Here is a 26,655-nt window from a genome sequence, read left to right on the forward strand (position 1 = left end):
ATGGATGGGATCAGGATGTTATTTGGCTGTCACGTAAGCATAAGGGAAGGATATTTAGGAGCTGCAAAAGCTGCAAAGGCCATGAATGCTTCTGCCTTTCAGTACTTTCCGAAGAATCCAAGAAGCTTGAGTGTAAAGGATTTTAATCGGGAGGATGCAGCTCTTTGCAGGGCGTTTTGCAAAGAGCATGAAATCTTTTCGATTGCACATACTCCATATCCAACCAGCCTCACACCGCAGCCGGAGAAGCAAGAGCTGACGATTAAGTCTTTGCTGAATGATCTGGAAATTGCCAGTGCCTGTGGCTCGGCAGGAGTGGTTGTACATTTCGGAAACCCAATCAACAAAAAGGATCCGCTTGCAGGATATCATTTAATGATCGAGATGCTTAATCAAATCCTCTCTCACTGGGAAGACCCTTGCTTGATCCTGCTTGAAAACACTGCTGGCCACCCCGGGTCAATGGGTACAACGATGGAGGAGCTTGTTCAGGTTCGGAGCCTGTGTGAACACCGGGATCAGATTGGTTTTTGTCTGGATACTTGCCATGCCTTTGCCAGCAATCTCTGGAATGGAGAAAATCTAAATGATTTTCTTAAAAAAGGGAAGAGTTGGGCTATTTCAATCATCTTAAAGCCATTCACTTAAATAACTCCAAATATCCTGCAGGCTCAGGTAAAGACAGACATGCCAATATATTTAACAAAGGTCATATTACTGCGAAACAATTTGATCAGGTTGTCAATACCGAACCATTTCAAAGATTGCCATTAATTCTGGAAACACCTTCTGGTGAAGGAATTGAACATCATGAAGAAGTTGAACTTCTAATTAAAAGATGGGGAAAACAGCCATGACTAAAAAAGCCTGCTATTATACAGCAGGCTTTTTAGTCGTGTCAATTAAGGCTTTAATACTACCTTGATGCAGTCGTCCTCATGTCCATTGAAAATTTTGTAGCCATGGCTCGCCTCTTCCAGGTTAATCTTATGAGTAATAATGTCTTTCGGATCAAATTCTTTATTAACAATTTTCTCATAGAGCATTGGCAAAAATGGTATGACAGGTGCCTGTCCCATCTTAAGTGTAATGTTTCTGGTGAAGAAGGCACCGAGAGGGAACATATTATAGTTTGCTCCATAGACACCGGTTATTTGGACTGTTCCTGTTTTTCTTACAGCCTTTGTCGCAATTTGAATGGGACCAAGAGTGCCGCCTTGAAGCTTTAATTTTTGCTCTATAAACTCAAGGGGCGACTTTTTCCCGTCCATGCCTACACAATCGATTATTACATCAGCGCCTCCATGGGTAATTTCCTTTAAATGCTCCCCCATATCAGGATATTTGGTGAACTCGAAGACTTCCACTTTGTTTGCTGCCTTTGCGTGATTGATCCGATAATCAAGGTAATCAACTGCAATAACACGCTCCGCGCCTTCCATCCATGCAAACTTCTGCGCCATTAACCCAACAGGGCCACAGCCAAGGACAATTACTGTATCACCCTTTTTAACACCGGCGTTAACAACACTCCAATAGGCAGTCGGAAGTACATCTGACAAAAATAATAGAGATTCATCTTCCAATTCACAGGATTCAGGAACCAGAAACGGCGTATAATTGCCAAAAGGGACTTTTAAATATTCCGCCTGCCCGCCTGGATGATTTCCGAATTTCTCTGTGTATCCAAAGTATCCCCCTGAATCATAATGGGGGTTGGAATTATCACATTGGCTGGTTTGATTCTGCTGACAATAAATGCACTGGCCGCAGGATACATTGAAAGGGATTACGACTCTGTCCCCTTTCTTTACTTTTGTTACATCCGGTCCTGTTTCCTCCACAATGCCCATTGGTTCATGGCCAATAATATAACCCTCTGGAAGAGGCATGTTGCCCTGATATAAATGCAGGTCAGAACCGCAGATCGCTGTGGATGTAATTTTAACGATAATATCATCTTTCTTTTCTAGCTTAGGGTCATCCACATTGGTAACAGCTACACGATTAGGGCCCTGATAGGTGACCGCCTTCATATTCAACACTCCATTAATTAAGATTTTTTAGCAGTATAAAATATCAATAAAACGATAAAGAAAATTTGGTTTGTTATACTTTTTAAAGATTCATCTTATACAAAGAGGCCATAATATAAGTTTCACTCATCAGCATTTTATTATTCGTTTTACATTTTAAAATGGCCGCAGTCTTAGGAAACAAGCACATTTGAAAGAGGGGATAAACCTTGAAAATAAGCATTTTGGATCAGGCTCCCATTTCATCGGGATATTCACCCAAAGAAGCATTGGAAGCCTCTGTACAGCTGGCACAGTCAGCAGAGAGGCTGGGCTACACAAGATATTGGATTGCAGAACATCATGATTTATCAGGCTTTGCCTGTTCAGCTCCTGAAATCATGTTGAGCTATATCGGTGCTAAAACAAAAAATATACGGATTGGTGCAGGTGCCATATTGCTGCCGCATTATAAACCATACAAAATTGCGGAGTCGTTCAATATGCTTGCTACATTATTTCCTAACAGAGTGGATCTGGGAATCGGAAGGGCACCAGGAGGATCAGCAGAAGCGTCTATGGCACTTTCCGATAATTTCTTGGAAGGTGTCCGCAAAATGCCGGATAAGGTGATGGAACTTCTTCAATTTTTATATAATCATTTTCCTGAGGATCACATGTTTGCTAAAATATCCGCTTCACCTCTACCTGCAATTAGCCCGGAACCATGGTTATTGGGAACAAGCAGGAAAAGTGCTTTAATGGCTGCTGAGTCTGGAACTGCTTATGCATTTGGCCAATTCATGAGTGAAAAAGATGGGGACGACATCATAAAACAATATAGGGAAAACTTCATTGAAAGGGGAATTATACAGAAACCAAAAGTCATTTTAACAGTCTCTGCTATATGCGCTGACTCAACACAGGAAGCTAAGGAGCTGGCACTCAGCAGTATGCTTTGGAAGATAAGAGCAGAAAGCAGGGTACGCAATGAGGGGATTCCTTCGATTGAAGAAGCAAAACACTATTTCCGCAGCCTGGATGTGGAGCCATTTAACAATAGAAACCGCGTTATTATTGGAAATCCGAAAGAAGTCTCCGAGCAGCTGAAAGATATGAAGCAGCGGTACCAAGCAGATGAGATTATGATTGTTACCATTGTTCACCGTTATGAGGACCGTTTGCGTTCATATGAATTGATCGCCAAAGAATTGATCAAATAAATATAAAATTAATGAATCTTGCCCTATAAATTTGAATACATATTCATGGAAACCAACTATGAAATTTTTCAAAAGGGGCGGTAAAAATGGCAAGCTGCACACATCAGGCAGAAGTGAACGTTCCAATAACGGCAATATGGAATTTTGTCAGTAATATTGGAAACTGGGCTCCCTTAGTACCCGGTTATATTACACATGAGGTACTAAGTGAAAAAGAGTCTACCTGGAGCTTTAAAAGCGATATGGGGATCATTAAGAAAAAATCGAATTGAAGGTGGATATAACAAGCTGGCAGGAACCAACCAAGGTAACCTTTCAATTAACAGGGCTTAATGAGAAATTTACCGGCGATGGGTATTTTCTTGCTTCCAAAGGAAGGAATAATACTAACTTGATGACAGGCGCTCTTCAAATTACCGCTGAGGGTATGATGGCTAAAGTGGCCAATTCATTGCTTAATACATCTCTTCCGGAAATTACTGCTGAGCTTACAGAAGCTGTTGCTTTGAAGCTGGAACAGAATTATAAAGAGCATGCAGGCGTATAGTTTTAAGTGCAATGCAAAGAACTCATTAACTTGAGTTCTTTTTTCCTTATTTCGTATATCGATTGGCATAGCTGGATGCAACGAATGCTTCCGGCTTAATTTTTGGCTCGAGACCGATCGATTCTATTCTCGATACCATTTCACTTACAAATTCCCTGGTCTTATTCCTTTTCCCAGAACCGATATCCATATGTCCTTCCATGGAGAAGGAACCGCCTTTATAAAGAAATGGAAGTACGATATCAAACATTTTATCTTTGCATTCCTCAGTAAATAAAGAGACGACTTCTTCCGTCAGCGAGGTTTCAAATGAGATTCTCTCATGCAGATGCACCATTTTCCTTGGAATGATGGTTTTCCTAATACATGCCCAGGCGCCCTTCCGTTCATTTTGAATAACTATTCCGGTTATGAACACTGTTCGATTGCAATGAACCTGTGAATCAGTCCCAATCATTAAACGGAAGTTCCCATCAGGATTTCGCCTCATAAAAAGTAAAATACGATCGAATACCTGCTCAAACGTCAAATTGCGCTCCTGGAGATTTTGAAATTTATATTCAGCACTCACTTATTATCACCACATTAAGTAATTTGTCTGGGAGTAACACTCTTCCACAACCTTTAACTTAAGATGTTAGACTTTTACTACCATTATATTGAGAGGCTCCGAACAAGTTGTTTATTTTTTGAAAAAATTATACTTAGCATTGTTTAAAGGCTGGATGAATGGGAATGCGCAGATTGATAAAAACTATGGGCAAAGGAGGATCACATATGAATAAAACATTAATTTTTGTACTTAAATTTGTATCAAGCATGATTGCTTTTGCCATAGCACTTGATTTATTTTTCGATGCAGCATTTGCCGATATTGTTTCTTTCAGCCTGCTGGTAACGGTTATGTCATATATGCTTGGTGATCGGATTATTCTCCCCGCCTGGGAAACCGGAATGCCCTCATTGCTGACTTTTTCCTGGTTTATGCATCTGTATGGGTTTTTGGGAGTGTATTGCTTAACAGTTACTTGCAAATAGCGTGGGGAAGTGTCATTGCAGCAGGAATTATCACTCTTTCCGAAGTCTTTGTGCACCGCTATCTGCAGAAAGGGGCCGATGTCAGCCAGGAGGAAAATCGCAAAGAAGCGGCCTTGAATCCGCGTCTGGCGTATGGAATGGAAATGGCCGAAGAAAAAGAGCCAACAAGGGACTGGGATTGACTGAATAATAAGCAACTAAACCCAATGCAGACTTATCCGTCGGTATTGGGTTTTTTAAAACAGAATAAGAATACCTTGCTATTTTGCCATCAAACATCCAATATTAATAAGGGTGAAATTTCTTTAAAACTTCACCTGAGCCTCTAATAAAGAAAGTGAAGAAAGCAGGGAATTATTTGCAGGATTTTTTAACACTGGGTATTTCAAAAAAACTAACAAATATATTGCTGAGCCATGGCATTGGAAAACCAACTCCTATTCAGGAGCAGGCAATACCCGCCGTGATGGAGGGCAGGGATATTATTGCACAGGCACAGACTGGAACTGGCAAAACATTTGCCTTTATTCTGCCGATTCTTGAGAAGCTTGACCCGGATGCTGTCCATATTCAAGCTCTCATTGTGACACCGACAAGAGAATTAGCTCTGCAGATTACAGATGAAGTTCAAAAACTGACTGCAGGCGATGATGATTTAGAGGTATTAGCCGTTTATGGGGGCCAAGATGTGGACAAGCAGCTTAATAAGCTTAAGAAAAAGGTTCAAATTGTCGTTGGTACGCCTGGCCGGCTTCTCGATCATATTAAGAGGAAAACAATTGATTTATCACAAGCAGATTTTTTAGTATTGGATGAAGCCGATCAAATGCTCCATATTGGCTTTTTGGATGAAGTGGAAGATATTATTAAAGAAACACCAGGCAAAAGGCAGACCATGTTATTTTCTGCAACGATTCCAGCAGAGATCAGGAATCTGGCAAGGAAACATATGAAAGAACCAGAGTATATGCAAATCGAAAAAACACAAGGGCCAGCACAATCAGTCAAGCAAATCGCCATACATACGATCGACCGTGCCAAGCAGGCCACACTCATGCAATTAATTCAAACTCATAGACCTTATTTAGCCGTCATCTTTTGCCGGACCAAACGCAGGGTCAGCAAGCTTAATGACGTACTAAAATCAAATGGCTTCCAATGTGATGAGCTTCACGGAGATTTGTCTCAGTCCAAACGGGAACAAGTGATGAAACGATTCAGGGATGCCGAATTACAGCTATTAGTAGCAACTGATGTAGCAGCAAGGGGACTTGATGTGGAAGGTGTCACACATGTATTTAATTATGATATTCCACTGGATCCGGAAAGCTATGTTCACCGAATCGGAAGAACGGGAAGGGCTGGCATGAAGGGGATGGCAATCACTTTTTATTCATCCGCAGACAAACCGCTTCTTGAAGCAATTGAAAAAGGACTGAACATTACGATCTCCAAGCAGAACCTTGGCAATAGCCAGGAAAGGCAAAAGCCTTCCAGGTCATCAGAAAAAACTCTCAAGTGCAAAAAATCCCAGCTTCATCCGGAAGAAAGAAAAATGATAATCGGGAAGATGCAGACAGAAAAAAGACTGAAGGCAAAACCTCCCCAGCAAAGGGCAGAAAAGGGCAAAGGAAAAACTCAAAACCATTGAATTCAGCTGGTCATGTAAACCGCAGTAAATCACCATCAAAAAAGAAGACTTCAGCGCCTAAATCTGTGAGTAATAGGTCAAAAAGACGCGGAAGGTAACCATAATTAAAGGAGTAGCGAAATGTTAAAAGAACGGATTGAAAACCATCTCAAGGAACCAGGAAACGAAATATACAAAGAAGAAAAAGAATTTGCTGAAAAGCATCAGCTATTATCAAATGCTGAATCTTTAATAGTCAAAAATCCTGAAACCCGCTTTGCAAATGCTTATATAGAGAGAGGAAACAAGGAAACAGAAGAAGTCCTCTCACAGGAGACACCCGAATTTCTAAACCAGCCTATTGATTATTTTGTGAAAAATATTAAAGAGTTTATGTACCTTGAGTCTGAATGGTTTGGGATTATTGGTGCAGACGCCATCTCTTTTGAATTCGATGATCTGTTCCGAACCTATGATGTCATGCTTGGACTTAAATTGCCTAAAAAGAAAGCAGAAACAATAAGGTCATATTTAAAAAGAACATTACAAGGTGATTCAGCAACATTTGACCTAATGTTTAACCAGCAAGATGGGTTATGGGAACTCAATTTTGCTTTGGATGACTTGGAGGGCTTTAAAGAAGACATGACCATAAACGATGCTTACATTCTAATTTACAGATATCTATTCTTACTGGCAGAAACGATTGAGGAAGTCAACTAAAAAAGCAGTTCAATCGAACTGCTTTTTTTATTTATTTTTTTTACCATCCCATGGATATTTCTATTTAAAAATCTGCATGATAAAGATTGTTATTAAAAAAGGAGGAATCGAAATGGAAAATCAGCCTAACCAGATGCATCAATATGCATACAGGAAATATACCCCAGCAGCTCAACCATGGAGCACATGAAGTTCTTGATGTTCAAGAGGTTTTATCAGGTACAGTCGGCACCTTAAACACATACTCATTATTGCGGCAGCACGTACAAGATCAGGAACTGGCAGGTATAATGGACCGCCAATATCAATTTGTGCAAGAGGAATACAATACTACACTGGAATGCTTCCAGACAGGTAAAGATCCTTCTAAACCAACACAGAGCTATAAAATGAACCAGGATAATGATTTTATTTATGGCTTAAAGCCTTCTCAGCCAAAAAAGCCAATCCAATCTGTCTCCGAAATGAATGAAGAAACAGTTTCCGGCTGCCTTCTGGGAGCATTAAAATCGGCCGCTTCCATGAAAACAATGGCTGCACTCGAAACAACAAATCCAGTTGTCCGGAGAGTACTGGCTGATTCTGTCCCAAATTGCATTGAGATGGCTTATGAACTTTCGATTTATCAAAACAAACATCATTATTACCAGGTACCTCAGTTTACACAGCAGGATATGCAGCAAATGTTAAATGCATATGCTCCTGCACAGGGGCAAATGCCAAATGCTGCTCAAGGGCAAATGCCAAATTCTAATATTCCTCATTAAAAGAGAGCCCCTTGGTAATATGCCAAGGGGCTCTTGCATTCTTTTGCATATGTGGTTATTTAAAGGTCTCATTCGATAATGGAGAGCCAGCAGCTGTATGCTGATTCATCCAATCAAGAGACACTCTGGAAACCGCCTGCCAATCCGGAATCTTATCTTTATATTTCTCAACCCAGCTCATTGCGAATTGGGAATCAATGCCTTTTTCCTCACATTGACTTAAGAAATCCAGTACGGCTGATTGATTGAATTGATCCCAGCCTCTGCATATATTCTGCCAAATCTGCTCAATTGAAGCTTGGATGGGTGAATCGATATCTGTTTTGCCGTGTTGATTCATACAAAACTCTCCTTTTAATTTAATATCAATTTCATGATGTCCTAAGGAATTAGAAGTCATGTGTAAGGCAAAATAATCCTATAAAATAAAAAAATTTTTAGGGAAACATAAAAATTATAGCCTGTTTATAGGATCTCATCTTAATTTTTTCTGCAAACCATGACATTTATCATGGTTTGGACATGACACTCATGTCTACAAAACCTTCTGAAAACCCTTTATCATAAAGTTAACGTCATGAAGAAGGGAATTAAAAAATGACTTCTAAACAAAAACAACTCAACTTAAAAAAACAAATGGCACCCTATGAAAAATCCGATTTAACACGCAGCATCATGCAGCTGGTCAATACTCTGGGACCTTTTTTCCTGCTATGGTTCCTTGCTTATAAGAGCCTGAGCTTTTCTTACCTGCTGACGCTTGGCATATCTGTCATTGCAGCTGGCTTCCTGGTCAGGATCTTCATCATTTTCCATGATTGCTGCCACCATTCCTTTTTCAAAAATCGCAAAGCAAACAAAATTGTTGGCACATTCACAGGGATACTTACCATTTTCCCTTATCACCAATGGCAGCATGACCACAATGTTCACCATGCAACAAGCGGTAATCTGGACAAGCGTGGTACAGGAGATATCTGGACACTGACAGTGAAAGAATACCAGGATGCGGCTTGGTCGACACGCGCAGCCTATCGCATCTACCGCAATCCGTTCGTCATGTTAGGTTTAGGCCCGATTTATGTATTTTTGTTAAAAAATCGATTTAACAGAAAAGGGGCAAGAAAGAATGAACGCATCAATACTTATCTTACAAACGCAGCCATCGCTGGTTTGTATGCGTTCATGTGCTGGGCCATCGGATGGGAAGCATTCCTGATGGTGCAGGGACCTATCTTTTTAATTTCCGGAGCAGCGGGGATTTGGCTTTTCTATGTACAGCATACATTTGAAGACTCCTATTTTGAAGAAGATGATAAGTGGGAGTATGTAAAAGCGGCAGTAGAAGGAAGCTCCTTTTACAAGCTTCCAAAAGTACTTCAGTGGCTAACCGGGAACATCGGGTTCCATCATATTCATCACTTAAGCCCGCGCGTGCCTAACTATAATCTCGAAAGCGCACATTATAATACAGCTGAGCTTCAGAATGTACCGACGATTACTTTTTCGACCAGTCTAAAGTCACTTCGATTCCGCTTATGGGATGAAGATGCCCAGGACTTCACTGGATATGGAGCAGCCAGGCAGTCTGCCCTCAGCAAAAAACAGAGCAGAGCGAAAACGGCATCTGTGAAGCCATAAACTAAGTCTATAATCTACTGAAGAACAGCTCCTTTGTGATATGATAACAAAGGAGCTGTTTCATTATTTTACGAATAAAAAAGAGGGTACCTCACATGTTTAAAAAGTATTTCACCACATTGAAAAGTTCAGGCATTTCTCCTTATATATGGAGTGTATTCAGCATTTTGCCGTTTTATTTCATCTTCAGGTCCACCTCTAAAATCGCCATAGCCGTAGGCATTATCCTGACCATTTTATTTTTTATATCATTGCGTTTTGCCTTTATATCGCGGAAGTGGCCTGTCTATCTATGGACTGGCATCTTAATCAGCATATCGATTACGATGACCATTCTGTTTTCGTTTATTTATTTTGCTTTTTATATTGCTTATTACAATGGCCATATCAAAAACAGGATTGCATTTTTAACGTTATATGTCATCCATCTTGTTGCAACCACCATCTCAATAAACATTAATTTTGTCACACAGAAGCCATTATTTCTCGAGCAGATACCTTTTATCATTATCATCTGGATCAGTGTGATTTTGCTTCCTTTTAACATTCACAATAAGAAAAAGCAGGAAATGCTTGAAGAACAGCTCGAAGATGCCAACAAAAGGATTGCGGAGCTTGTCAAACAGGAAGAAAGGCAGCGGATTGCCCGAGATCTTCATGATACACTCGGACAAAAATTGTCTCTGATCGGGTTAAAAAGCGATCTGGCCCGTAAGCTTATCAGCAAGGATCCTGACCAGGCAAAGGAAGAACTTATAGACGTTCAGCAAACGGCCAGAACAGCATTAAACGAAGTAAGAAAAATGGTTTCCCAGATGAGAGGAATCAGGCTGAAGGAAGAAATTATACTTGTTAAGCAAATCTTAAAGGCAGCCTCAATCGAATTCATCGGGGAAGAAGATATCAAATTAAAGAACGTGTCGCTATTCCTTGAGAATATTCTAAGCATGTGCATGAAAGAAGCTGTGACAAATGTAGTAAAACACAGTAATGCTACAGAATGCCGCATCAGCATTGAACAAACCTGGAATGAAGTTAGCATTACTGTCCAGGATAACGGGGTCGGCATGAATCCCGCAACAGATGTCGGCAAGGGGTCAGGACTGCTTGGATTAGGAGAGCGGCTCGACTTTGTCAATGGAAGTCTTGATATCGAATCTGAAAATGGAACAACGATTACAATGAAGGTGCCAACAGTCGTAAAAGAAACAAATAAGGAGGAAAAGGCATGATTAAAATCGTCATAGCTGAAGACCAGCGGATGGTGCTTGGTGCTTTAGGATCCCTGTTAAATCTCGAAGACGATATGGAGGTCATTGGCAAAGCATCGAATGGCAAGGAAGCCATATCTCTTGTCCAAACGCTCAAACCGGATGTATGCATCATGGATATTGAAATGCCGGAAAAGAGCGGCTTGGAGGCGGCGGAAGAATTGAAGGGCATAGGCTGCAAAGTTATTATTCTGACAACCTTTGCAAGGTCAGGGTATTTTCAGCGTGCCCTTAAGGCCGGTGTAAGGGGGTACTTATTAAAAGACAGCCCAAGTGAAGAGCTCGCCAGCTCAATCAGAAACGTCGTAGAAGGAAAGCGCATCTATGCACCTGAATTAATGGATGATGTATATGGAGAAGAAAACCCGCTGACCGACCGTGAAAAAGAGGTGCTTGAGCTGATTGCCGACGGCAAAAACACCAGAGAAATTGCCGACCAGCTCAGCATTAAAACAGGAACCGTCCGTAACTATATCTCTGCTATTCTAGACAAGCTCGAAGTTACGAACAGGATTGAAGCCATTACCCAGTCCAAAGAGAAGGGCTGGTTTAAATAAAAGTGTTTCTTGCATAAAAGGGCAGCAGCCAATTGGCTTAGCTGTCCTTTTTCATTTTCTTTAATTCTTCCATAACGACGAAGGCCAAATCATCATTTCCGAACATTGAGAGAACACCAAGCAATGTCTCATCAGGCACATCGCCCGCTTCTTCTTTTGGAACTGTCAGCTCCAGCGCTTCCTGCAGTGAATTATTTTTGCTTTGATCAGGATATGCCTTTAAATAGATTTCCTCGGGATCTAAATTGTGATTAATGCACCACTGGGCAAAAACGAGAATCATCATTTTTTCTTCGCCCTGATAGTTTTGAATAATTCTTTCTTCTAGCTCTTTGCTGTTCATCTTCATAAATCTCCTTATGTATTTATATATTGATTATAGATTTAAATCCATGATTTTTCATCTAAATTGCCATTTCTTTTGCAAATAGAATTTTCAGTAATTCGAATTAATTCTAAATTTATTGTTAATTCATATTGACAATTAAATAGGAGAATATCATAATATTAGAAAAACTTATAAAAACTTTAACAGATAACTGCACTACTGCCTTGAAGTAGAAAAGAGCGAATGGCAACCTTTTCAAAAACAGCATATGAGTCTTAATATAATGACTATAAGCAGCTGTTGAACATCCATATTGGTTGTTGCCGGGAAGCAAGCCCTTTCGTCCACGCTCGGAGGATGACTGGGCGTTTTTATTTATCCTCTATTAAGAGCAGCAGGAAAAGCAGGCATGAGGTTTTTAAATCATCTACAGATAGGGAGTTTTGACAATGAATGAATTTAAAATTGAAATCAATCGCACACCTGAGAAAAAACAAAAACCTGCATTTGATAACCTGGAGTTTGGCAAAAATTTTACCGATCATATGTTTGAAATGGATTATACTGCCGGCAGGGGATGGCATGATCCAAGAATTGTACCTTATCAGCCGCTTTCACTTGATCCCGCTGCAATGATTTTCCATTATGGGCAAAGTGTCTTCGAAGGGTTAAAAGCATATCTTACAATCGATAATGAGGTATTGCTGTTCAGGCCAGAAAAGAATATGGAGAGATTGAATAAATCCAACTCCAGATTATGCATTCCTGAAATTGATGAAGAGCTTGCTCTTTATGCCTTAAAAGAATTAATATCACTCGATCGTGACTGGATTCCCAATGTTGAAGGAACTTCACTGTACATCCGTCCATTTGTCATTTCAACTGAGCCATACCTTGGAGTGGCACCATCAAAGAAATACAAATTCATCATTATTCTTTCTCCAGTAGGCGCCTACTATAAGGAAGGCATCAACCCTGTTAAAATTGCTGTTCAAAACGAATATGTCCGTGCCGTAAAAGGGGGAACAGGCACCGCTAAAACCGGAGGAAACTATGCAGCGAGTCTGAAAGCACAGGAGCTTGCCAGCTTAACTGGATATTCACAGGTTCTATGGCTGGACGGAAAAGAAAATAAATATATTGAAGAAGTGGGAAGCATGAACATTTTCTTCAAAATTAACGGTGAAGTTGTAACACCTGAGCTTAATGGAAGCATCCTAGAAGGAATCACCAGAAACTCTGTACTCGAGTTGCTGAAATACTGGAATATCCCAGTGGCAGAGCGCAGAATCTCCATTGAAGAAATCTACCAGGCACATGCGGATGGACAGCTTGAAGAAGCATTTGGAACTGGCACTGCTGCTGTTATCTCTCCAATTGGCGAATTTTTCTGGGACAATAAGAAAATTGAAATCAGCGGCGGGATCACCGGCGAATTATCTAAGAAAATCTATGATACTTTGACAGGCATCCAAAAAGGAACCGCGCCAGACCCGTTTGGATGGAGTGTAAAAGTGGAAAAAAGAGGCAGCAGGCATTAAGTAATCCTCAATGCAGGCAAGGATCGGCACATAAAGCCGATCCTATTTTTATTTTAGGCATGAAAATCTGCTAAAACGGGAAAATATAGAAAGAACCTACTATAGAGAGGAGATAAAAAATGGACAAGATAGAAGTTGGAGAAGTATTTACAATCAGTGATGAAAATGATCAGGAAATGGAAGTGGAGGTCCTCGCTTCTGCAGAGGTGGATGGCCATCAATATGCTGCTGTCAGCTTCGTAGAAGATCTTGAAGAAGACACAGAAGAAGATATCGACGTGTTCTTCTTAAAACTGGATGAAGACGGCGACTTTACCCCCATTGAAAGCGACGAAGAATTTAACAAGATCTCTGCTGTATTCGAGGAAATGATAAACGAGGAATAGAAGAGAAGGAATCATTCCTTCTCTTTTTTTACATAGGAAGAGGCATTAGCTCCTAATCTTCAGATAACGTAATTTCCCCAATAGTAATGGGCAAATATCACAAAAGGAATGAAACAGCAGGTGATCCAATGAAAATATTATGCATCGATGGCGGTGGAATACGCGGTGTCTTTGCTGTCAGCATTTTAAAAGCTCTCGAAGAGGAACTGAATCTGCAAGCCGGCGACTATTTTGATATGATTGCTGGCACAAGCACCGGATCTATAATTGCCGCTTCACTGATCCTGAAGAAAGATATGAGCGAGGTCTTGAAAGGATACGAGTCATTCGGGAAAAAAATATTTGTAAAACAGGCAAAGGTTGGCCTCTTTAAAAGTGTATACAGTGATAAGTACCTGCGGCGTTTTATCCGCAAAGCTTTTGGTGAAACAGAGCTTTCCGATATTAAAAAGCCGCTTTTAATTCCTGCTGTCGATGTGACCCATGGCAAGCCATTTATCCACCGTTCCAATTACGGCAGTACTGGAAATGAAAGTTTATCAATGAAGCTTTGGGACGCAGTACTATCCTCCTGTTCAGCACCTGTATATTTCCCTCCTAATAACATCAGCAACAGTTATTTATCGATAGACGGAGGGCTTTGGGCGAATAATCCATCACTCGTCTGCATTACGGAGGCTATGCATCACTTCAAGGAGGAGCTGCAAAAAATAAAAATCCTTTCCCTTGGAACCGGTCTTCAAAAAATTGACTTTACGATTGACAATAATAAATACTGGGGTGTAAAACATTGGCTGCCTTTCCAGCTCCCGTCCATGAAAGTGACGCCGAAGCTTTTGGACCTGGCCCTTCATTTATCCTCCGAATCTGTTACCTACCATTGCAAGCATCTGCTCGGAGAAAATTACTTGCGCATAAATGAAGAACTGGGGGAAGAAATGCCATTTGATGAAATAAAGTTTGTGGAGGAATTGGTTATGCTTGGAGAGAAGGTCTATCAGGACCGGCGGGAGGAAATAAAAAAGTTTATACTATCGTGATTTGAAATAAGAAAAAAGAGCATGGGTGCTGCCCATGCTCTTTTTTCTTATTTGGTATTTTTCAAGGAATAATACTTCACGGGTTCTTCTGTATTTTGGAGAGCTTCAGCAATCGTTCCCATAAGGCTGTATGGTCCTTTGGCGTCATGGCCCACTTCCCAGATCATCATTCCGCCGAATCCGTGATTGAGAGCCAGGGCTGTTTTCTTTTTCATCGTTTTGGCACCATTATAGTAGTAGTCGGTGCCATTTAGGCTGATCTTATCCTTTTCTGCGTTTTCAGGGTTATCGTTTATGACTGCATTATATGATACCGGCTTAATAGCAGGATCTGCTGGCTGAGCATAAAGCGGAACCCCCAGAACCAGCTTATCTTTTGGAATACCCTGTGAATCAAATAATTGTCCCCAATAGTTTGCTATATTCTCTGTAAAGGAGTACGGAGAAAGATTGCGAGCATTGTAACCGCCATCCCACTGGCCATCATAAGCCATAATATTTACATAATCAACCTTCATGAACATAGAAGGCTCATATACGACATAGCCCGTCTCTGTCCCGGTTACACTATGAATTTTGGCATGGACCGCAACAGACAGCACTTTGCCGTTTGCATGAAGCATTTCGCTAAGCTTATGGATAAAGACTGCCAGGTATTTTGCATCCTCTTTAGAACGCGGATGCTCAAAATCAATGTCAATGCCATCAAGGTTTTCGTTTTGAGCCAGTCCCGCCAGTTCTTTTACCAGCCTATCTCTCGAGGATTCATCAGCTATGGCTTGTTTAAAATAATCATAAGATTCCCCGCCATTGATATGAAACCATCCCCCTACGGCAAGTATAGCCTTTACATCTTGCCGGTGTGCATTTCTTACCACACTTCTCAGATTTTTCAGGGCTGAATCACCATTTAAAGAAATGCTGCCGTCCTTCTCAGGATGAGCGAAAGAAAATAGGATATGTGTCAGATTTGAATAATCGATCGATTTTGGATCACGGTAATCCTGGATATAACCCATCAGCACTTTTTCGGGAATCTCCGAAAGCTCCGGGATTCCTTTTTTGACCAGAAGTTTGCTGGATTGTGAAACCGGCACAGACTGTTTTAAAGGCTGGCCTTGATCGGTGATGTTTGTATAGTAAATGCCTGCAGCAAAACCGCTGGAAAATATAAAAACAATCAATATCAGCATTTGGTGTATTCTTTTCACAAATAGTAAACCTCCATCATTCAATCCTTTAAAAGTGTATCAAAAAAGAGAACAAGGAGGGGGTGGTAATTTATTGCTTGCATTCCATTCTTAAATAAACCAATAAACTTTCAATAAAATATGATTCTCATCACATCCCAAACTTTTCCCCCATGGTACATTCCTTATAAGCAATTTATACAGCCTGGAAAAAGAGGAGGAAATGTACAGTGAGCGAATTGATTAATAACCGTGAACATCAGGACCATCACAGCAGTCCTGCTCAGGACAATAATGGCGAAACCGCTCTTCCCAAGCCGGAAGAACAGCCCGGACACCCCATACATACATTTATCCGGGAGAATAAGGCAATTGATAAGCATCTGAGGGAAAAGGTAAAAGTCCATCTCGAAGCGTTCATCCAGGAGGATAACGGGGAAAATGCATATAAACTATTGGAAGACTGCATCCTGCTGCTTGATCTTGATAAGCATTACAGCCGGAAGGAAAATCTGCTTTTCCCATACTTGGAGAAGTACGGAATCTATGGACCAACAAATAATATGTGGAGCATCGATGACTATATCAGGGATGGAATCAAGGATGCCAAAAACCTGCTCGAGGATTACGATGGGGACAAGCAAAAGGTCACCAATGCCGTGCGTTTCATTTTCAATGAAATAAGCGCTATGATTTACAGGGAGGAAAATATCCTTTTCCCTATGGCCTTAAAGAATCTTACAGAAGATGAATGGGTTAAGATTGCCCATGAGAGCGATGAGATTGGCTTCTGCCTGACCGGCCCGCAAGGAGAATGGAAGCCCGAACGCAAAGGGATTGCTGGGAAAGCAATATCAGAAGGCTATATCAAAATGGAAACTGGCATTTTATCATTGAAACAGCTGGAGCTATTATTCAATCATTTGCCTGTTGATATCACATTTATTGATCATGAAGACGTAGTCCGCTATTTCTCTCACGGAAAGGAAAGAATCTTTGCCAGAACCAAAGCCGTGATAGGGCGAACCGTGCAGAATTGCCATCCTCCCCGCAGTGTCCATGCTGTGGAAGAATTGCTGAAGGATCTTAAGGCAGGCCGAAAGGACTCTGAAGATTTCTGGATAAAATTTAAAGATAAATATGTTTATATCCGTTATTTTGCTGTAAGGGATGAAAACGGAAGCTATGCAGGAACCCTGGAATTCACACAGAATATCAATCCAATCCAGGAAATCGAGGGAGAAAAAAGAATTCTTTTATAATCATAAAAAAGCTAAGAGCGTCCACTCTTAGCTTTTTTTGATTTTTGAAGGATTATTAATCTTATATGTCACTGCTTCTTCTACAATGAATTCCTCGTCACAGTCTTTCCCTTTAGGCAGTTTCTTTTTAACAATTTTCCCATCAAATTCAAGGCTTTCCCCTGGCTTAAGTTCGAATTTCTTCAGCGTTTTTGAGTGGGAGCACCAGCCAAGTCCCACTTCAATCGGTTCATTCTCTTCAATGACAACATCTTCTAAGACGATGACTTCATCATTTTCTTCATTGAAATGGTTCCAGCTCAAGGCAAATTGTTTTACTTTAGCAGTAAAGTGGGCCTTTTCTGCTGGCAGTTCCAATGCAGGCTGTTTTTCCTTCTTGGCTTTTTTTGCTGAAGGCTTTGTCTTATTGCTGTTTTCAGACGGATTCTTAGTAACGTCTTCAGACTTCTCACTGTCTTTTTTAGGTGCTTCCTTTTCAGAAGGAGCAGAGAAACCAGCAGTCAATGCTTTTCCAAAGCTTGGCGACTGCATCTCTTTAAGATAAGCCGGGTGTATGCAGCTCAGATTTCCGTCCTGAAATTCGATTATGATTGTATAATAATCATCAGACTCACCGTATGCCTGATAACCTTTCACAGTTACAAGCCGCTGCTGTGATTTTTCTTTATACCAGAATTCCTTCTTAACTTCCCTTGTAGTTGATAAGCCCCATTCCCTGACTTTCTCTTCATAATGAGCATCATCCTGAAACGTTTCAAATTTCCCCACTGGAGGAAAATATACCGTATTGTTTGAGTCTTCAATATGAGGCAGAGTTATTGCCAATCCGTCCACATCCTTTCAAGATTATTTTAATGGCCGTTCATGATAAAATCAAAAATGAGGAAGGGTTTTTCCGATAACTTTTGAATATAGTTAATAAATGAATGACAGTTTTGCTGTAAAGGAGGCTATAAGATGAAGACATACAAAAACAGAAATGATGTTCCGCTAAATGAAAAATGGAATCTGGAAGACATTTATTCCAGTTTGGAAAAATGGGAGGAAGATTACCAGAGGATTGAACAATTAGCTGATAAGCTGAAGACCTTTGATGGGCAGATTCAAGATGGTTATTCCCTGTATCAATATCTTGAGCAAAAAGAAAAACTTTCTTACATATTTAATAAGCTATATGCATATGCGATGCTAAAAACAGATGAAGACACACGGGTGTCTGATTCACAGGCTTTTGTGGACAGGGCAAAGCAATTAGGCGTTAAAATCAGTTCTTCCACTTCTTTTTTTATGCCTTTTCTTTTAAGTCTGGATGAAGAAACCCTAAAAAGCTATATTGCTGAGGAAAAGGGCTTGAAATACTTTGAGGAAGATCTGCTCGAATCTTTCCGCTATAAGCCTCATGTCCTTAATAAGGACCAGGAAGAAATTCTGTCCCGCCTTGGCGAAGCACTTTCGGTTCCAAGTCATACATTTGGAATGATGAATAATGCTGATATAAAGTTTGGCGATGTAACAAAAGACGATGGCGAAAAGGTTGAACTGACACGCGGCATGTATGCAAAAATTATGGAAGAGGAAGACCGGGAAAAGAGAAAAGAAGCGTATAGGGCCTATTACCAGCCTTATGTGCAGCTAAAGAATTCCATTGCTTCCACCCTTTCTGCTGCGATAAAAAACAATGTGAGCATGGCCAAAATCCGGAATTATCCTTCAGCCCTTGAAAAAGGATTATTTGGAGATAAGGTGCCCAAGGAAGTATATGTAAATCTTATTGAGACCACTAAAAAAAATATCGGGGCAATGCATCAGTATACCAGGATCCGCAAGAAACAGTTAGGCCTTGACGAGCTGAGGCAATATGATTTGAGTGTTCCATTAGCAGAGGGTGTAAAACCTGATATATCATATGAAGAAGCTTATGAAACGATGTGTAAAGCATTGGAGCCTCTTGGAGAGGATTATATTAATATTCTCAAGGAGTTTAAGTCAGGGCGCTATATTGATGTGCGGGAAACTCCAGGGAAGCGGTCAGGGGCGTATAACCTGGGCATCTACGGCGTTCATCCCTATATCCTCCTGAATCACCGGGATGATCTGGACAGCCTTTTCACACTTGCACATGAATGCGGACATGGTGTCCACAGTAAGCTGAGCTCTCAGCACCAGCCGCAGATTACCGCCCGATATAGCATCTTTGTAGCGGAAGTGGCTTCAACAGTAAACGAAGTGCTGCTGATTAATTATTTGCTGAACAGGGAAAAGGATAAACAAGTCCGCAGGCATCTCCTTAATCATTTTATTGATCAGTTTAAAGGAACCTTCTTCACTCAAGTCATGTTTGCTGAATTTGAGATGAAAACGCACGAATTAGCTGAAAAGGGAGAACCGCTTAACGCTGAAGTTTTCAGCGGAATCTATGAACGCTTATTCCGCGAATATAATGGGGATGAAATAGTCTTTGATGAAGAGGTAAAATTCGGCTGGGCTAGGATCCCTCATTTTTACCGTCCATTTTATGTTTATAAGTACGCTACCGGATTTGCGTCTGCCATTCATTTGGCAGCGAAAATTCTTGAAGGGGACAAAGAAACGCTGCAAAGCTATCTTGAGTTCTTAAAAAGCGGAAGTTCCGATTATCCGCTTGAGCTGTTAAAGAAAACCGGAGTGGATCTGACTTCCCCATATCCAATTGAAAACTCACTTCGGAAATTCAGAGAACTTGTAGAAGAATTCGGAAACCAATAGAAGAATCCGGCCTGTTTCTTGCCTTAGAAACAGGCTTTTTTACTGTCATAATTAAAAGAACAGCTAGCTGAAATACAATTAATGGACAGGATGAAATATTCCTGCAATAATTGATGCAAACTTTAATTAAAACGAAGATAGTGCAAATATAATTGTGAAGGATGAAAGGATGAAAGTAATACTGGCAAGCCCAAATTTTCACCAGGCAAGAGGAAATACGGTTACCGTTCAGCGTATTTCTGATGGACTTAATAAGCTTGGCATCGAGACTAAAATCATTAATATCACAAACGATTACGAATTCACTTACCTGCCAAAAGCTGATATTGTGCATGGCTTTAACGCTTACAGGTTTGGCCAATTTATTAAAAGGCTTGCTAAAAGGCCTGAAAGATATGTCGTAACCATGACAGGGACGGACTTAAATATCGATCTTTATGATCCGGAAAAAAAGCCGTTGTTTCGGAAACCATCCTCCATGCCGAAGCTATACACGTATTTGATGATGAAGCCAAGCTGGTACTCTCAAAAGAACTTCCCGAAGCAAGAGATAAAATCAGCGTTATCCATCAGGGCACTGTAATATTTCCTGAACCTGGAGGTGATTATAAGAAAGAACCTGGCACTTTTTTATTTTTGCTGCCGGCAGGGATCCGCAAGGTGAAAAATATTCCTTTTGCCATAGAAAAGCTTAAAATCATTTACGAAAAAAATCCTGAGATACGACTTTGGCTGGCGGGCCCTATTATTGAAGAAGAAGAGGGGTATATTGTAAAGTCCCTTGCAGAAGAGAATAAAGAGTGGATTCAATATCTTGGTCAAATCCCCCATCATCATATGGGGGAACTATACAGGCAAGCTGATGCCGTATTGAATACATCCCATTCTGAAGGCCAGCCTGCTGCTATTTTAGAAGCAATGGGATATTGCCTTCCAGTACTTGCAGCCAATAACCTGGGAAATCGAAATATCATTGACCATCAGGAAACCGGTTTAATCTATACAAATCCGGTCGAATTTCTTGATTATGCAGACAAACTAGTGAATAATTACGAGTTGAGGATAAAATTGGGGCGTGCTGCCAAATTCTATGTTGAATGCAGCCATTCTTCAGAATATGAAGCTAAAACACTTCAAAAAATGTACAAAACCATTTTAGAAAAGTCCCAAGTAAATAATCATAGGCAAGGAGAGAGAAATATGTCGAGAGAAGAAATCATAAAACTAACTTCTTTATCTACAAAAGGCGGCTGAGGATGCAAAATTGGTCCTGAAGACCTGGCGCAGGTTCTGCGTCATTTGCCAAAGTCTGTACCTGACCCCAACCTTTTAGTAGGACTGGATACTTCTGATGATGCAGGTGTATATAAAATAAATGATGAAACTGCCCTGGTGCAGACACTTGATTTCTTTACTCCTATCGTGGATGACCCGTATATGTTCGGGCAGATTGCCGCAGCCAATTCACTTAGCGATATTTACGCTATGGGCGGAAAGCCGATAACCGTTATGAATATTGTAGGTTTTCCAATCAGCAAATTGGATAAAAACATCCTTGCAGACATTCTGGCTGGCGCATCCGATAAAGTTAGAGAATCCGGTGCTGTTTTAGTTGGAGGGCACTCCATTGATGACCAGGAGCCAAAATTCGGTTTATCTGTGACTGGAACAGTACATCCTGAACGAGTTAGAACAAATGCAGGAGCCAAACCTGGTGACAAACTGATTTTAACCAAGCCGATTGGCGTGGGCATTCTTACTCAAGCGATTAAAAGGGATATGCTGGATCAGGAAGGAATTGACCGTGTAATGGAAGTCATGGCTGCCTTAAATAAAGACGCAGCTGAAGCTATGGATAACTACCAGGTCAATGCCTGTACAGACATTACCGGTTTTGGCCTTCTAGGCCACGCAATGGAGATTGCGGAAGGAAGCGGCACAGGCATTACCATTGAAAGCAAAGCCGTTCCAATCCTTCCAAAAACAAGAGAGCTTGCTGAACAGAATATTATTCCTGGAGGCTCCAAAAAGAATCATAAATGGCTGTCCGGCCGGATTCAATATGAAAATATTGATGATGTGGACCAGGTGATCCTTTGTGATGCCATCACTTCAGGGGGACTTTTAATAACCGTTCCTGAAACAGAAGCTGAATTGCTCCTTAAAGATCTTAAGGTAAAAGGAGTAGAATGGGCTTCCATCATTGGGACTGTCACAGATCAGAATCCTGGAAAGATTACTGTTATCTGAAAAAAGGACTCGAAAAGAGTCCTTTTTTACCTTTACAAAATTAAGGCTGTTTTCGTTAGAGTTTTTACTTGCAACTAAATCTAACAATAGAGTTGATTGTAGCGGAGGGCATTTGATCCTCGAAAATGCATCCGCATTTCTTCGTGCGGTGTTGATTCAGGGAAGTTTATTCAATGTCCTGCGGGAAGCCAGGGAAGTGAGAGGTGCAGGCGTAGCCGAAGAGGATCTCATCTCTCCCCGCGGGTTCGCTGCGTGCATGCAGCCAAAGATCAACGAACAATATTCACAAGCTAACCGACATTTTATAGCAATAGAGCCAAAATCAAAAACAAGGAAGTGCAAACATGAAAAAATTCTTAATGCTCATAACTATCTTTTCACTGATGCTTTTGTCAGCATGCGGCGGAAATGAAACAGATAACACAGACGGAAACGGAAAAGAACAATCGAAAGAAACGTTCACCATTGGGGTCATTCCAGTTCAAACAGAGGGATCCATGGAAGCTGCCATGGAGAAACTTCAGTCCACTTTATCTGAAAAACTCGATAGGGATGTAGCTGTCGAAGTATATCCGGATTATAACGGGGTAGTGGAAGCCATGAACTACGATAAAATTGATATGGCTTATTTCGGCCCGTTAACATATGTTGTTGCACATGAGAAGAGCGGCGCAAAAGCCATCATTACACAGCTGATTGATGGAGAGCCATTCTATTATTCATATATCATCACACATAAAGACAATCCATGGAATTCACTTGAAGATTTACTGAAAAACAGCAGTGAATCTGACTTTGCTTTCGGTGATATCAATTCAACTTCAGGATCTCTAATCCCATCCATTGAATTGAAGGACCGCGAAGTTTACAAATCAGAGGACGACCACAGCTTTAAGTCCGTCAGATTTACAGGCTCGCATGATGCTACTGCATTGGCAGTTCAAAATAAGCAGGTTGATGCAGGTGCGATCGACAGCGCCATTTACAATCAATTAGTGGATTCAGGAAAAGTAGATGGAGATCAGATTAAAACGATCTGGAAATCAGAAAAGCTTTTTCAGTACCCATGGGCTGTACATGAGAACACCGATGAAGAAACGATTAAAGCATTAAAAGAAGCATTTCTGGCGATTGAAGACCCGGAAATTCTGGATGCTTTCGGGGCAAGCGGATTTACAGAGGCAAGCAATGAAGATTATGAAAGCATCCGCCAGGCTGCCCTAAAAGAGGGACTTATTAAAGAATAGGGCTGATAAGATTGTGGTTTAAAAAACGCAGCATATTAACATATTTCGTGTTGGCTTTATTCGTTTATCTTAGCATGAGGCTAACGGAATTCGATTTATCGAAATTCAAAGACTTCCGCAATATGATTGACTTTCTGTCCCATTGGTTCCCGATGGATTTTTCTCTTCTTCCAAAGATACTTGAAGACAGTCTGGAAACATTGGCCATGGCTTTTTTGGGAAGCTTTTTCGGGCTTATCATCGGACTCCCCTTAAGCTTTATGGCAGCCAAAAACACGTCCGGCTCTAAACTTATTTACCATTTAACCAGAGTCGGCCTCAGCTTTGTCCGTTCCATCCCTGAAATTGTTTTCGGTCTGATTCTTCTTACGGCTCTTGGACTTGGTCCTTTTCCTGCTGTCCTGGCCATTATGTTTCATAATATTGGGGTTCTGGGAAAACTGATCTCAGAACTCATTGAAGCATCCGATCCCGGCCCGCAGGAGGCCATGAAAGCAGTTGGTGCTAAAAGCTGGTTTGCTTCCCTGTTCAGCATCCTGCCTCAAATATGGCCAAATGTATTGTCGAATTACTTCTACCGGTTTGAGGTTGCCATTCGAACTTCTCTTATATTGGGGTTTATTGGCGGTGGAGGTATTGGCCAGAGACTTTTTAATGATTTTAAAACATTCCAGTACAGTTCAGTTTCGCTCGATGTACTGGTTATAATGATCATCGTTGTTCTTGTGGATCTTTTCGGAAGCTATGTTAGGAACCGAGTGATATAAAGGAGGCCTGAAATGCTTGAGATTCGAAATATAACAGTCCGTTATCCCGGCATGAAGCATAATGCCCTGAATTCTATAAACCTGACCATTCATCCTGGTGATTTTGTTTGTGTGTTAGGTAAAAGCGGTGCTGGAAAATCCACTTTGATCCGCTGTTTAAACGGCTTGCAGACACCATCATCCGGGGAAATCATCTGGGATGGCCAATCCTTTTCTGCACTGAGTGATGAACAGCTTCGAAAAATCCGCAGGGAGATGGGAATGATCTTTCAGCATTTTAATCTAATTCCCCGATTGACTGTACTGCAAAATGTTCTGACAGGCATGTTCGGCTTCAGGAGCAGCTTCAAGAATCTTATTGGATGGTTCACAGATGAAGAAAAGGCACAGGCTAAACAAGTCATTGCAGAGGTGGGCTTAGCCGATTTTGCCGATCGCAGGGTCGAGCATCTTAGCGGAGGGCAAAAACAGAGAGTTGGCATTGCAAGGGCTCTCCTTCAAAATCCAAGTTTCCTTCTAGGCGACGAGCCTGTTGCAAGCCTGGATCCTGGAACTTCAGACCGGATATTCAGCTTGCTTCAGGAGATGCATGAGCGGCATAAGCTTCAAACCATTATTAATGTCCATGATGTTCAGTTAGCTAAACGATATGCAACCCGCATTATCGCTTTAAAAGATGGGGAAGTCGTTTTTGATGATAAACCAGAGCAGTTTACAGACGATATGTATGTATTTACATATGATGCAGAAAGTTATGGCGAGAAATCATATATCCGTTCTACTTAAAAAAGGAGGCAGAGGAAATGGCCAATTGTCCATGAGTTGTGGATAGCTCGAACGTCGTGTACGTTTCGAATGACCCTGATATCAAACTATTTAATGAGGGCCATGCATCCAAGAAAACAGTGGTGTTGACCTTTGATGATGGACCCGGTAGAGTTCTTCCGGAAATATTGGATATCTTGAAGAAAGAGAATGTTCCAGCTGTATTCTTCTGGCAATCCAGGCTTTTATACCCTCAGCGTCCGTGGAAAAGAGTCATAGAAGAAGGTCATCAGATAGGTACCCACTCTTCAAAGCATTCCAATTATGTTAATTTGAGTCCACATGAACAAGTCCAGGATCTCAGCAGCAGCAAAACTAAGATTGAGTCGATCATCGGCCAGGAAGTGAAGCTATTTCGGCCCCCATTTGGGCAGTACAATGAACACACTATAGCCGCAGCCAAACAGCTTGGGCTATCAACCATCATGTGGAGAATCTCGGCAATGGACTGGGAGCTAAAAGAACAGCCTGAACAAATTATCGCAAACGTCATAGAGAACCTGGAAGAGGGAGCGATCATTCTTTTGCATGAATTAACCCAGACTGTTGAAGCTCTCCCTGCTTTAATTGCTGAGATCCGAAATAAAGGCTATGAATTCAGTTTGCTCTAAAAAGTATCCTTGCGCAGGATACTTTTTTTGTGCAGTGAAAAAAGCAGTATTTTTTTAAAGCAGATTGATATATATTGTGGAGATAGGATGCCTATTAAGGGGGAGCTCCAGCTTGTTTACTAATATTGTGACTGAAAACGGGACTCTAAATGACCGTTACATTTTAAGAAGAGAGAACTTATATCAGGGAGCGAACGGCCGGTTTGTCGAGCGTTTTTTTATTGATGCGTCAAAAAGCTTTATTTTCAAACCTCTGACAAACAATACTCAGCTGGGAAAAGAAGTGTGGATTTTTGAAAATGTACTGTCAGAACTCCCGCTAAAGTTTCCAAAAATCCTGTCGTACTCCGTCCAAAACAAACTAAGCGATAATTGGATTATTTTAGAAGACCTTGGCACCATTACACATACATTTGATTCAAATATTGCACTGGAACTAACTGCATTAATGGCCAAATGGCACTCTCTGCCCGCTGAGCGGTTTTCCCATGCACAGCTGAAAGGTCCTAAACCGCCTATTGAGGAGATGGCAGACCAAATCCTGCAGAACAAAGAGAAAGTGTTTTCTATTTTCAAGTTACATAATATTTCAGATCGTTTAGGCAATAAAATTTTCAGCGCATTTACCAGTAAACCCTTTTCCACTGTGAGAGTTCTTTGCCATGGGGATTTGCACCAGGGGAATTATGGGTATGCGGGGATAAGACGGTGGTTCTGGACTGGGAACATTGCCACATGAACACACCTTTTTGGGATTTGTTTCATTTAATCGATATTTCACATCCGGATTTCCCTAAGCCTAATAACCATACTATGCGAAATATGATTCTGGACTGTTATTGTAAAGAAATTCAAATTTCTGCTCCAGACAGGGAGAAGTTCAAACAGGAATATTATGTGTTTTCAGCTGTTTTTTCGGTTTGGATGATGATGCTAATACAATCAGATCTGGACAATCAGAGAGCGAAATGGACTCCAGAACAGCTGTCGAGGCAATTAAAAGAGACAATACACAATCTTGTTGAATGTGCAGAAGAAATCATTTAGAACG

Annotated in this window: 27 protein-coding genes and 4 pseudogenes; 25 read left to right on the top strand and 6 right to left on the bottom strand. The window is 41.0% G+C overall.

The genetic code is table 11. The features are described from left to right. Nucleotides 1–857: pseudogene (locus tag M5V91_RS08815) on the top strand (deoxyribonuclease IV). A gap of 45 nt (nucleotides 858–902) precedes the next feature. Here the strand turns inward: M5V91_RS08815 and M5V91_RS08820 are convergent. Then, nucleotides 903–2,036, bottom strand: a complete 1,134-nt coding sequence (locus M5V91_RS08820) for a zinc-dependent alcohol dehydrogenase (RefSeq protein ID WP_251267424.1) — start codon at nucleotides 2,034–2,036, stop codon at nucleotides 903–905. 209 nt (nucleotides 2,037–2,245) lie between these two features. On the opposite strand from M5V91_RS08820, the gene M5V91_RS08825 reads away from it, so the two are divergent. The 3 genes from M5V91_RS08825 to M5V91_RS30385 all read left to right on the top strand — a co-directional run bounded on the left by M5V91_RS08825 (nucleotide 2,246) and on the right by M5V91_RS30385 (nucleotide 3,785). Further along, a complete protein-coding gene (locus tag M5V91_RS08825; RefSeq protein ID WP_019379942.1) occupies nucleotides 2,246–3,238 on the top strand; it encodes an LLM class flavin-dependent oxidoreductase in 993 nt (330 codons plus the stop codon). An 86-nt stretch (nucleotides 3,239–3,324) separates the two neighbouring features. Beyond that, the gene (locus tag M5V91_RS30380; protein WP_369425945.1) at nucleotides 3,325–3,510 is read left to right on the top strand and encodes a hypothetical protein; all 186 of its coding nucleotides are present in this window, start codon (nucleotides 3,325–3,327) and stop codon (nucleotides 3,508–3,510) included. After that, nucleotides 3,507–3,785, top strand: coding sequence for a hypothetical protein (locus M5V91_RS30385; protein ID WP_369425946.1), 279 nt, complete (start codon nucleotides 3,507–3,509; stop codon nucleotides 3,783–3,785). The genes M5V91_RS30380 and M5V91_RS30385 overlap by 4 nt, the downstream gene beginning before the upstream one ends. Before the next feature lie 46 nt (nucleotides 3,786–3,831). On the opposite strand, the gene M5V91_RS08835 is transcribed toward M5V91_RS30385, so the two are convergent. Beyond that, the gene (locus tag M5V91_RS08835) at nucleotides 3,832–4,356 is read right to left on the bottom strand and encodes a ribonuclease H-like YkuK family protein (RefSeq protein WP_009334621.1); all 525 of its coding nucleotides are present in this window, start codon (nucleotides 4,354–4,356) and stop codon (nucleotides 3,832–3,834) included. Between the two features lie 206 nt (nucleotides 4,357–4,562). Here M5V91_RS08835 and M5V91_RS08840 point away from each other — a divergent pair. The 4 genes and pseudogenes from M5V91_RS08840 (at nucleotide 4,563) to M5V91_RS08855 (ending at nucleotide 7,943) form a co-directional block, all read left to right on the top strand. Continuing rightward, nucleotides 4,563–5,005, top strand: a pseudogene (locus tag M5V91_RS08840) (YndM family protein). Nucleotides 5,006–5,181: 176 nt separating this feature from the next. After that, nucleotides 5,182–6,474, top strand: coding sequence for a DEAD/DEAH box helicase (locus M5V91_RS08845; protein WP_284522014.1), 1,293 nt, complete (start codon nucleotides 5,182–5,184; stop codon nucleotides 6,472–6,474). 120 nt (nucleotides 6,475–6,594) lie between these two features. Beyond that, nucleotides 6,595–7,176 (top strand): hypothetical protein, encoded by a 582-nt coding sequence (locus tag M5V91_RS08850; protein ID WP_009334624.1) that lies wholly within the window; start codon nucleotides 6,595–6,597, stop codon nucleotides 7,174–7,176. Nucleotides 7,177–7,288: 112 nt separating this feature from the next. Further along, a pseudogene (locus M5V91_RS08855) lies at nucleotides 7,289–7,943 on the top strand (spore coat protein). 55 nt (nucleotides 7,944–7,998) lie between these two features. On the opposite strand, the gene M5V91_RS08860 reads toward M5V91_RS08855, so the two are convergent. Next, nucleotides 7,999–8,283: a hypothetical protein gene (locus M5V91_RS08860; RefSeq protein ID WP_009334626.1), complete on the bottom strand. Its 285-nt coding sequence runs from the start codon at nucleotides 8,281–8,283 to the stop codon at nucleotides 7,999–8,001. Between the two features lie 257 nt (nucleotides 8,284–8,540). Here M5V91_RS08860 and desA point away from each other — a divergent pair, with 257 nt between their 5' ends. The 3 genes from desA (at nucleotide 8,541) to M5V91_RS08875 (ending at nucleotide 11,412) form a co-directional block, all read left to right on the top strand. Then, a complete protein-coding gene (desA, locus tag M5V91_RS08865) occupies nucleotides 8,541–9,584 on the top strand; it encodes a Delta(5) desaturase DesA (protein ID WP_019379944.1) in 1,044 nt (347 codons plus the stop codon). Nucleotides 9,585–9,679: 95 nt separating this feature from the next. Then, on the top strand, nucleotides 9,680–10,816 hold the full coding sequence (locus M5V91_RS08870) for a sensor histidine kinase (RefSeq protein ID WP_251157023.1): 1,137 nt from the start codon (nucleotides 9,680–9,682) through the stop codon (nucleotides 10,814–10,816). Beyond that, complete coding sequence (locus M5V91_RS08875) at nucleotides 10,813–11,412, top strand: response regulator transcription factor (RefSeq protein WP_009334629.1); 600 nt, start codon at nucleotides 10,813–10,815, stop codon at nucleotides 11,410–11,412. Before M5V91_RS08870 ends, M5V91_RS08875 begins: the two co-directional genes overlap by 4 nt. Before the next feature lie 37 nt (nucleotides 11,413–11,449). Here the strand turns inward: M5V91_RS08875 and yxiS are convergent, their stop codons facing one another. Then, nucleotides 11,450–11,755, bottom strand: a complete 306-nt coding sequence (yxiS, locus tag M5V91_RS08880; RefSeq protein WP_009334630.1) for a protein YxiS — start codon at nucleotides 11,753–11,755, stop codon at nucleotides 11,450–11,452. 434 nt (nucleotides 11,756–12,189) lie between these two features. On the opposite strand from yxiS, the gene M5V91_RS08885 reads away from it, so the two are divergent. The 3 genes from M5V91_RS08885 (at nucleotide 12,190) to M5V91_RS08895 (ending at nucleotide 14,707) form a co-directional block, all read left to right on the top strand. Next, a complete protein-coding gene (locus M5V91_RS08885) occupies nucleotides 12,190–13,281 on the top strand; it encodes a branched-chain amino acid aminotransferase (protein WP_284522015.1) in 1,092 nt (363 codons plus the stop codon). A 119-nt stretch (nucleotides 13,282–13,400) separates the two neighbouring features. Then, nucleotides 13,401–13,667: a DUF1292 domain-containing protein gene (locus M5V91_RS08890; protein WP_251175502.1), complete on the top strand. Its 267-nt coding sequence runs from the start codon at nucleotides 13,401–13,403 to the stop codon at nucleotides 13,665–13,667. A 128-nt stretch (nucleotides 13,668–13,795) separates the two neighbouring features. Further along, a complete protein-coding gene (locus M5V91_RS08895; RefSeq protein WP_034297065.1) occupies nucleotides 13,796–14,707 on the top strand; it encodes a CBASS cGAMP-activated phospholipase in 912 nt (303 codons plus the stop codon). Between the two features lie 47 nt (nucleotides 14,708–14,754). Here M5V91_RS08895 and M5V91_RS08900 read toward each other — a convergent pair whose 3' ends face one another. Next, complete coding sequence (locus M5V91_RS08900) at nucleotides 14,755–15,918, bottom strand: glycosyl hydrolase family 18 protein (RefSeq protein WP_251175503.1); 1,164 nt, start codon at nucleotides 15,916–15,918, stop codon at nucleotides 14,755–14,757. 209 nt (nucleotides 15,919–16,127) lie between these two features. Between M5V91_RS08900 and M5V91_RS08905 the strand changes: the two genes are divergently transcribed. Further along, nucleotides 16,128–17,159, top strand: a complete 1,032-nt coding sequence (locus M5V91_RS08905) for a DUF438 domain-containing protein (protein ID WP_009334635.1) — start codon at nucleotides 16,128–16,130, stop codon at nucleotides 17,157–17,159. Nucleotides 17,160–17,186: 27 nt separating this feature from the next. On the opposite strand, the gene M5V91_RS08910 is transcribed toward M5V91_RS08905, so the two are convergent. Beyond that, the gene (locus M5V91_RS08910; RefSeq protein WP_019379952.1) at nucleotides 17,187–17,984 is read right to left on the bottom strand and encodes a hypothetical protein; all 798 of its coding nucleotides are present in this window, start codon (nucleotides 17,982–17,984) and stop codon (nucleotides 17,187–17,189) included. 132 nt (nucleotides 17,985–18,116) lie between these two features. Here M5V91_RS08910 and pepF point away from each other — a divergent pair, with 132 nt between their 5' ends. The 10 genes and pseudogenes from pepF (at nucleotide 18,117) to M5V91_RS08960 (ending at nucleotide 26,651) form a co-directional block, all read left to right on the top strand. Then, on the top strand, nucleotides 18,117–19,904 hold the full coding sequence (gene pepF / locus M5V91_RS08915) for an oligoendopeptidase F (RefSeq protein ID WP_009334637.1): 1,788 nt from the start codon (nucleotides 18,117–18,119) through the stop codon (nucleotides 19,902–19,904). Between the two features lie 169 nt (nucleotides 19,905–20,073). Next, a complete protein-coding gene (locus tag M5V91_RS08920) occupies nucleotides 20,074–20,487 on the top strand; it encodes a hypothetical protein (protein WP_284522016.1) in 414 nt (137 codons plus the stop codon). Nucleotides 20,488–20,564: 77 nt separating this feature from the next. After that, nucleotides 20,565–20,978: pseudogene (locus M5V91_RS08925) on the top strand (glycosyltransferase); the annotation flags it as partial. A gap of 126 nt (nucleotides 20,979–21,104) precedes the next feature. Then, nucleotides 21,105–22,154 carry a selenide, water dikinase SelD gene (gene selD, locus M5V91_RS08930; RefSeq protein WP_226280773.1) on the top strand — a complete coding sequence of 350 codons (1,050 nt, stop codon included), beginning with the start codon at nucleotides 21,105–21,107 and terminating at the stop codon, nucleotides 22,152–22,154. 344 nt (nucleotides 22,155–22,498) lie between these two features. Then, a complete protein-coding gene (gene phnD / locus M5V91_RS08935) occupies nucleotides 22,499–23,401 on the top strand; it encodes a phosphate/phosphite/phosphonate ABC transporter substrate-binding protein (protein WP_009334640.1) in 903 nt (300 codons plus the stop codon). An 11-nt stretch (nucleotides 23,402–23,412) separates the two neighbouring features. After that, nucleotides 23,413–24,168, top strand: coding sequence for a phosphonate ABC transporter, permease protein PhnE (phnE, locus tag M5V91_RS08940; RefSeq protein WP_019379953.1), 756 nt, complete (start codon nucleotides 23,413–23,415; stop codon nucleotides 24,166–24,168). A 12-nt stretch (nucleotides 24,169–24,180) separates the two neighbouring features. After that, on the top strand, nucleotides 24,181–24,954 hold the full coding sequence (gene phnC, locus M5V91_RS08945; RefSeq protein ID WP_009334642.1) for a phosphonate ABC transporter ATP-binding protein: 774 nt from the start codon (nucleotides 24,181–24,183) through the stop codon (nucleotides 24,952–24,954). Nucleotides 24,955–24,992: 38 nt separating this feature from the next. After that, the gene (locus tag M5V91_RS08950) at nucleotides 24,993–25,604 is read left to right on the top strand and encodes a polysaccharide deacetylase family protein (protein ID WP_019379954.1); all 612 of its coding nucleotides are present in this window, start codon (nucleotides 24,993–24,995) and stop codon (nucleotides 25,602–25,604) included. Nucleotides 25,605–25,716: 112 nt separating this feature from the next. Next, entirely contained in the window at nucleotides 25,717–26,343 is a 627-nt protein-coding gene (locus M5V91_RS08955) for a hypothetical protein (protein WP_284522017.1), read from the top strand. Beyond that, complete coding sequence (locus tag M5V91_RS08960) at nucleotides 26,340–26,651, top strand: hypothetical protein (RefSeq protein ID WP_284522018.1); 312 nt, start codon at nucleotides 26,340–26,342, stop codon at nucleotides 26,649–26,651. The genes M5V91_RS08955 and M5V91_RS08960 overlap by 4 nt, the downstream gene beginning before the upstream one ends. The last annotated feature ends 4 nt before the right edge of the window (nucleotides 26,652–26,655 follow it).

The sequence above is a fragment of the Cytobacillus pseudoceanisediminis genome, from assembly GCF_023516215.1.
GTDB classification, from domain to species: domain Bacteria; phylum Bacillota; class Bacilli; order Bacillales; family Cytobacillaceae; genus Cytobacillus; species Cytobacillus pseudoceanisediminis.

Coding starts and splice junctions, on each gene's coding strand:
- M5V91_RS08820 (WP_251267424.1), bottom strand. CDS start 2,036: ATGAAGGCGGTCACCTATCAGGGCCCTAATCGTGTAGCTGTTACCAAT.
- M5V91_RS30380 (WP_369425945.1), top strand. CDS start 3,325: ATGGCAAGCTGCACACATCAGGCAGAAGTGAACGTTCCAATAACGGCA.
- M5V91_RS08850 (WP_009334624.1), top strand. CDS start 6,595: ATGTTAAAAGAACGGATTGAAAACCATCTCAAGGAACCAGGAAACGAA.
- M5V91_RS08860 (WP_009334626.1), bottom strand. CDS start 8,283: ATGAATCAACACGGCAAAACAGATATCGATTCACCCATCCAAGCTTCA.
- desA (WP_019379944.1), top strand. CDS start 8,541: ATGACTTCTAAACAAAAACAACTCAACTTAAAAAAACAAATGGCACCC.
- M5V91_RS08870 (WP_251157023.1), top strand. CDS start 9,680: ATGTTTAAAAAGTATTTCACCACATTGAAAAGTTCAGGCATTTCTCCT.
- M5V91_RS08875 (WP_009334629.1), top strand. CDS start 10,813: ATGATTAAAATCGTCATAGCTGAAGACCAGCGGATGGTGCTTGGTGCT.
- yxiS (WP_009334630.1), bottom strand. CDS start 11,755: ATGAACAGCAAAGAGCTAGAAGAAAGAATTATTCAAAACTATCAGGGC.
- M5V91_RS08885 (WP_284522015.1), top strand. CDS start 12,190: ATGAATGAATTTAAAATTGAAATCAATCGCACACCTGAGAAAAAACAA.
- M5V91_RS08890 (WP_251175502.1), top strand. CDS start 13,401: ATGGACAAGATAGAAGTTGGAGAAGTATTTACAATCAGTGATGAAAAT.
- M5V91_RS08895 (WP_034297065.1), top strand. CDS start 13,796: ATGAAAATATTATGCATCGATGGCGGTGGAATACGCGGTGTCTTTGCT.
- pepF (WP_009334637.1), top strand. CDS start 18,117: ATGAAGACATACAAAAACAGAAATGATGTTCCGCTAAATGAAAAATGG.
- M5V91_RS08920 (WP_284522016.1), top strand. CDS start 20,074: ATGAAAGTAATACTGGCAAGCCCAAATTTTCACCAGGCAAGAGGAAAT.
- phnD (WP_009334640.1), top strand. CDS start 22,499: ATGAAAAAATTCTTAATGCTCATAACTATCTTTTCACTGATGCTTTTG.
- phnC (WP_009334642.1), top strand. CDS start 24,181: ATGCTTGAGATTCGAAATATAACAGTCCGTTATCCCGGCATGAAGCAT.
- M5V91_RS08960 (WP_284522018.1), top strand. CDS start 26,340: ATGAACACACCTTTTTGGGATTTGTTTCATTTAATCGATATTTCACAT.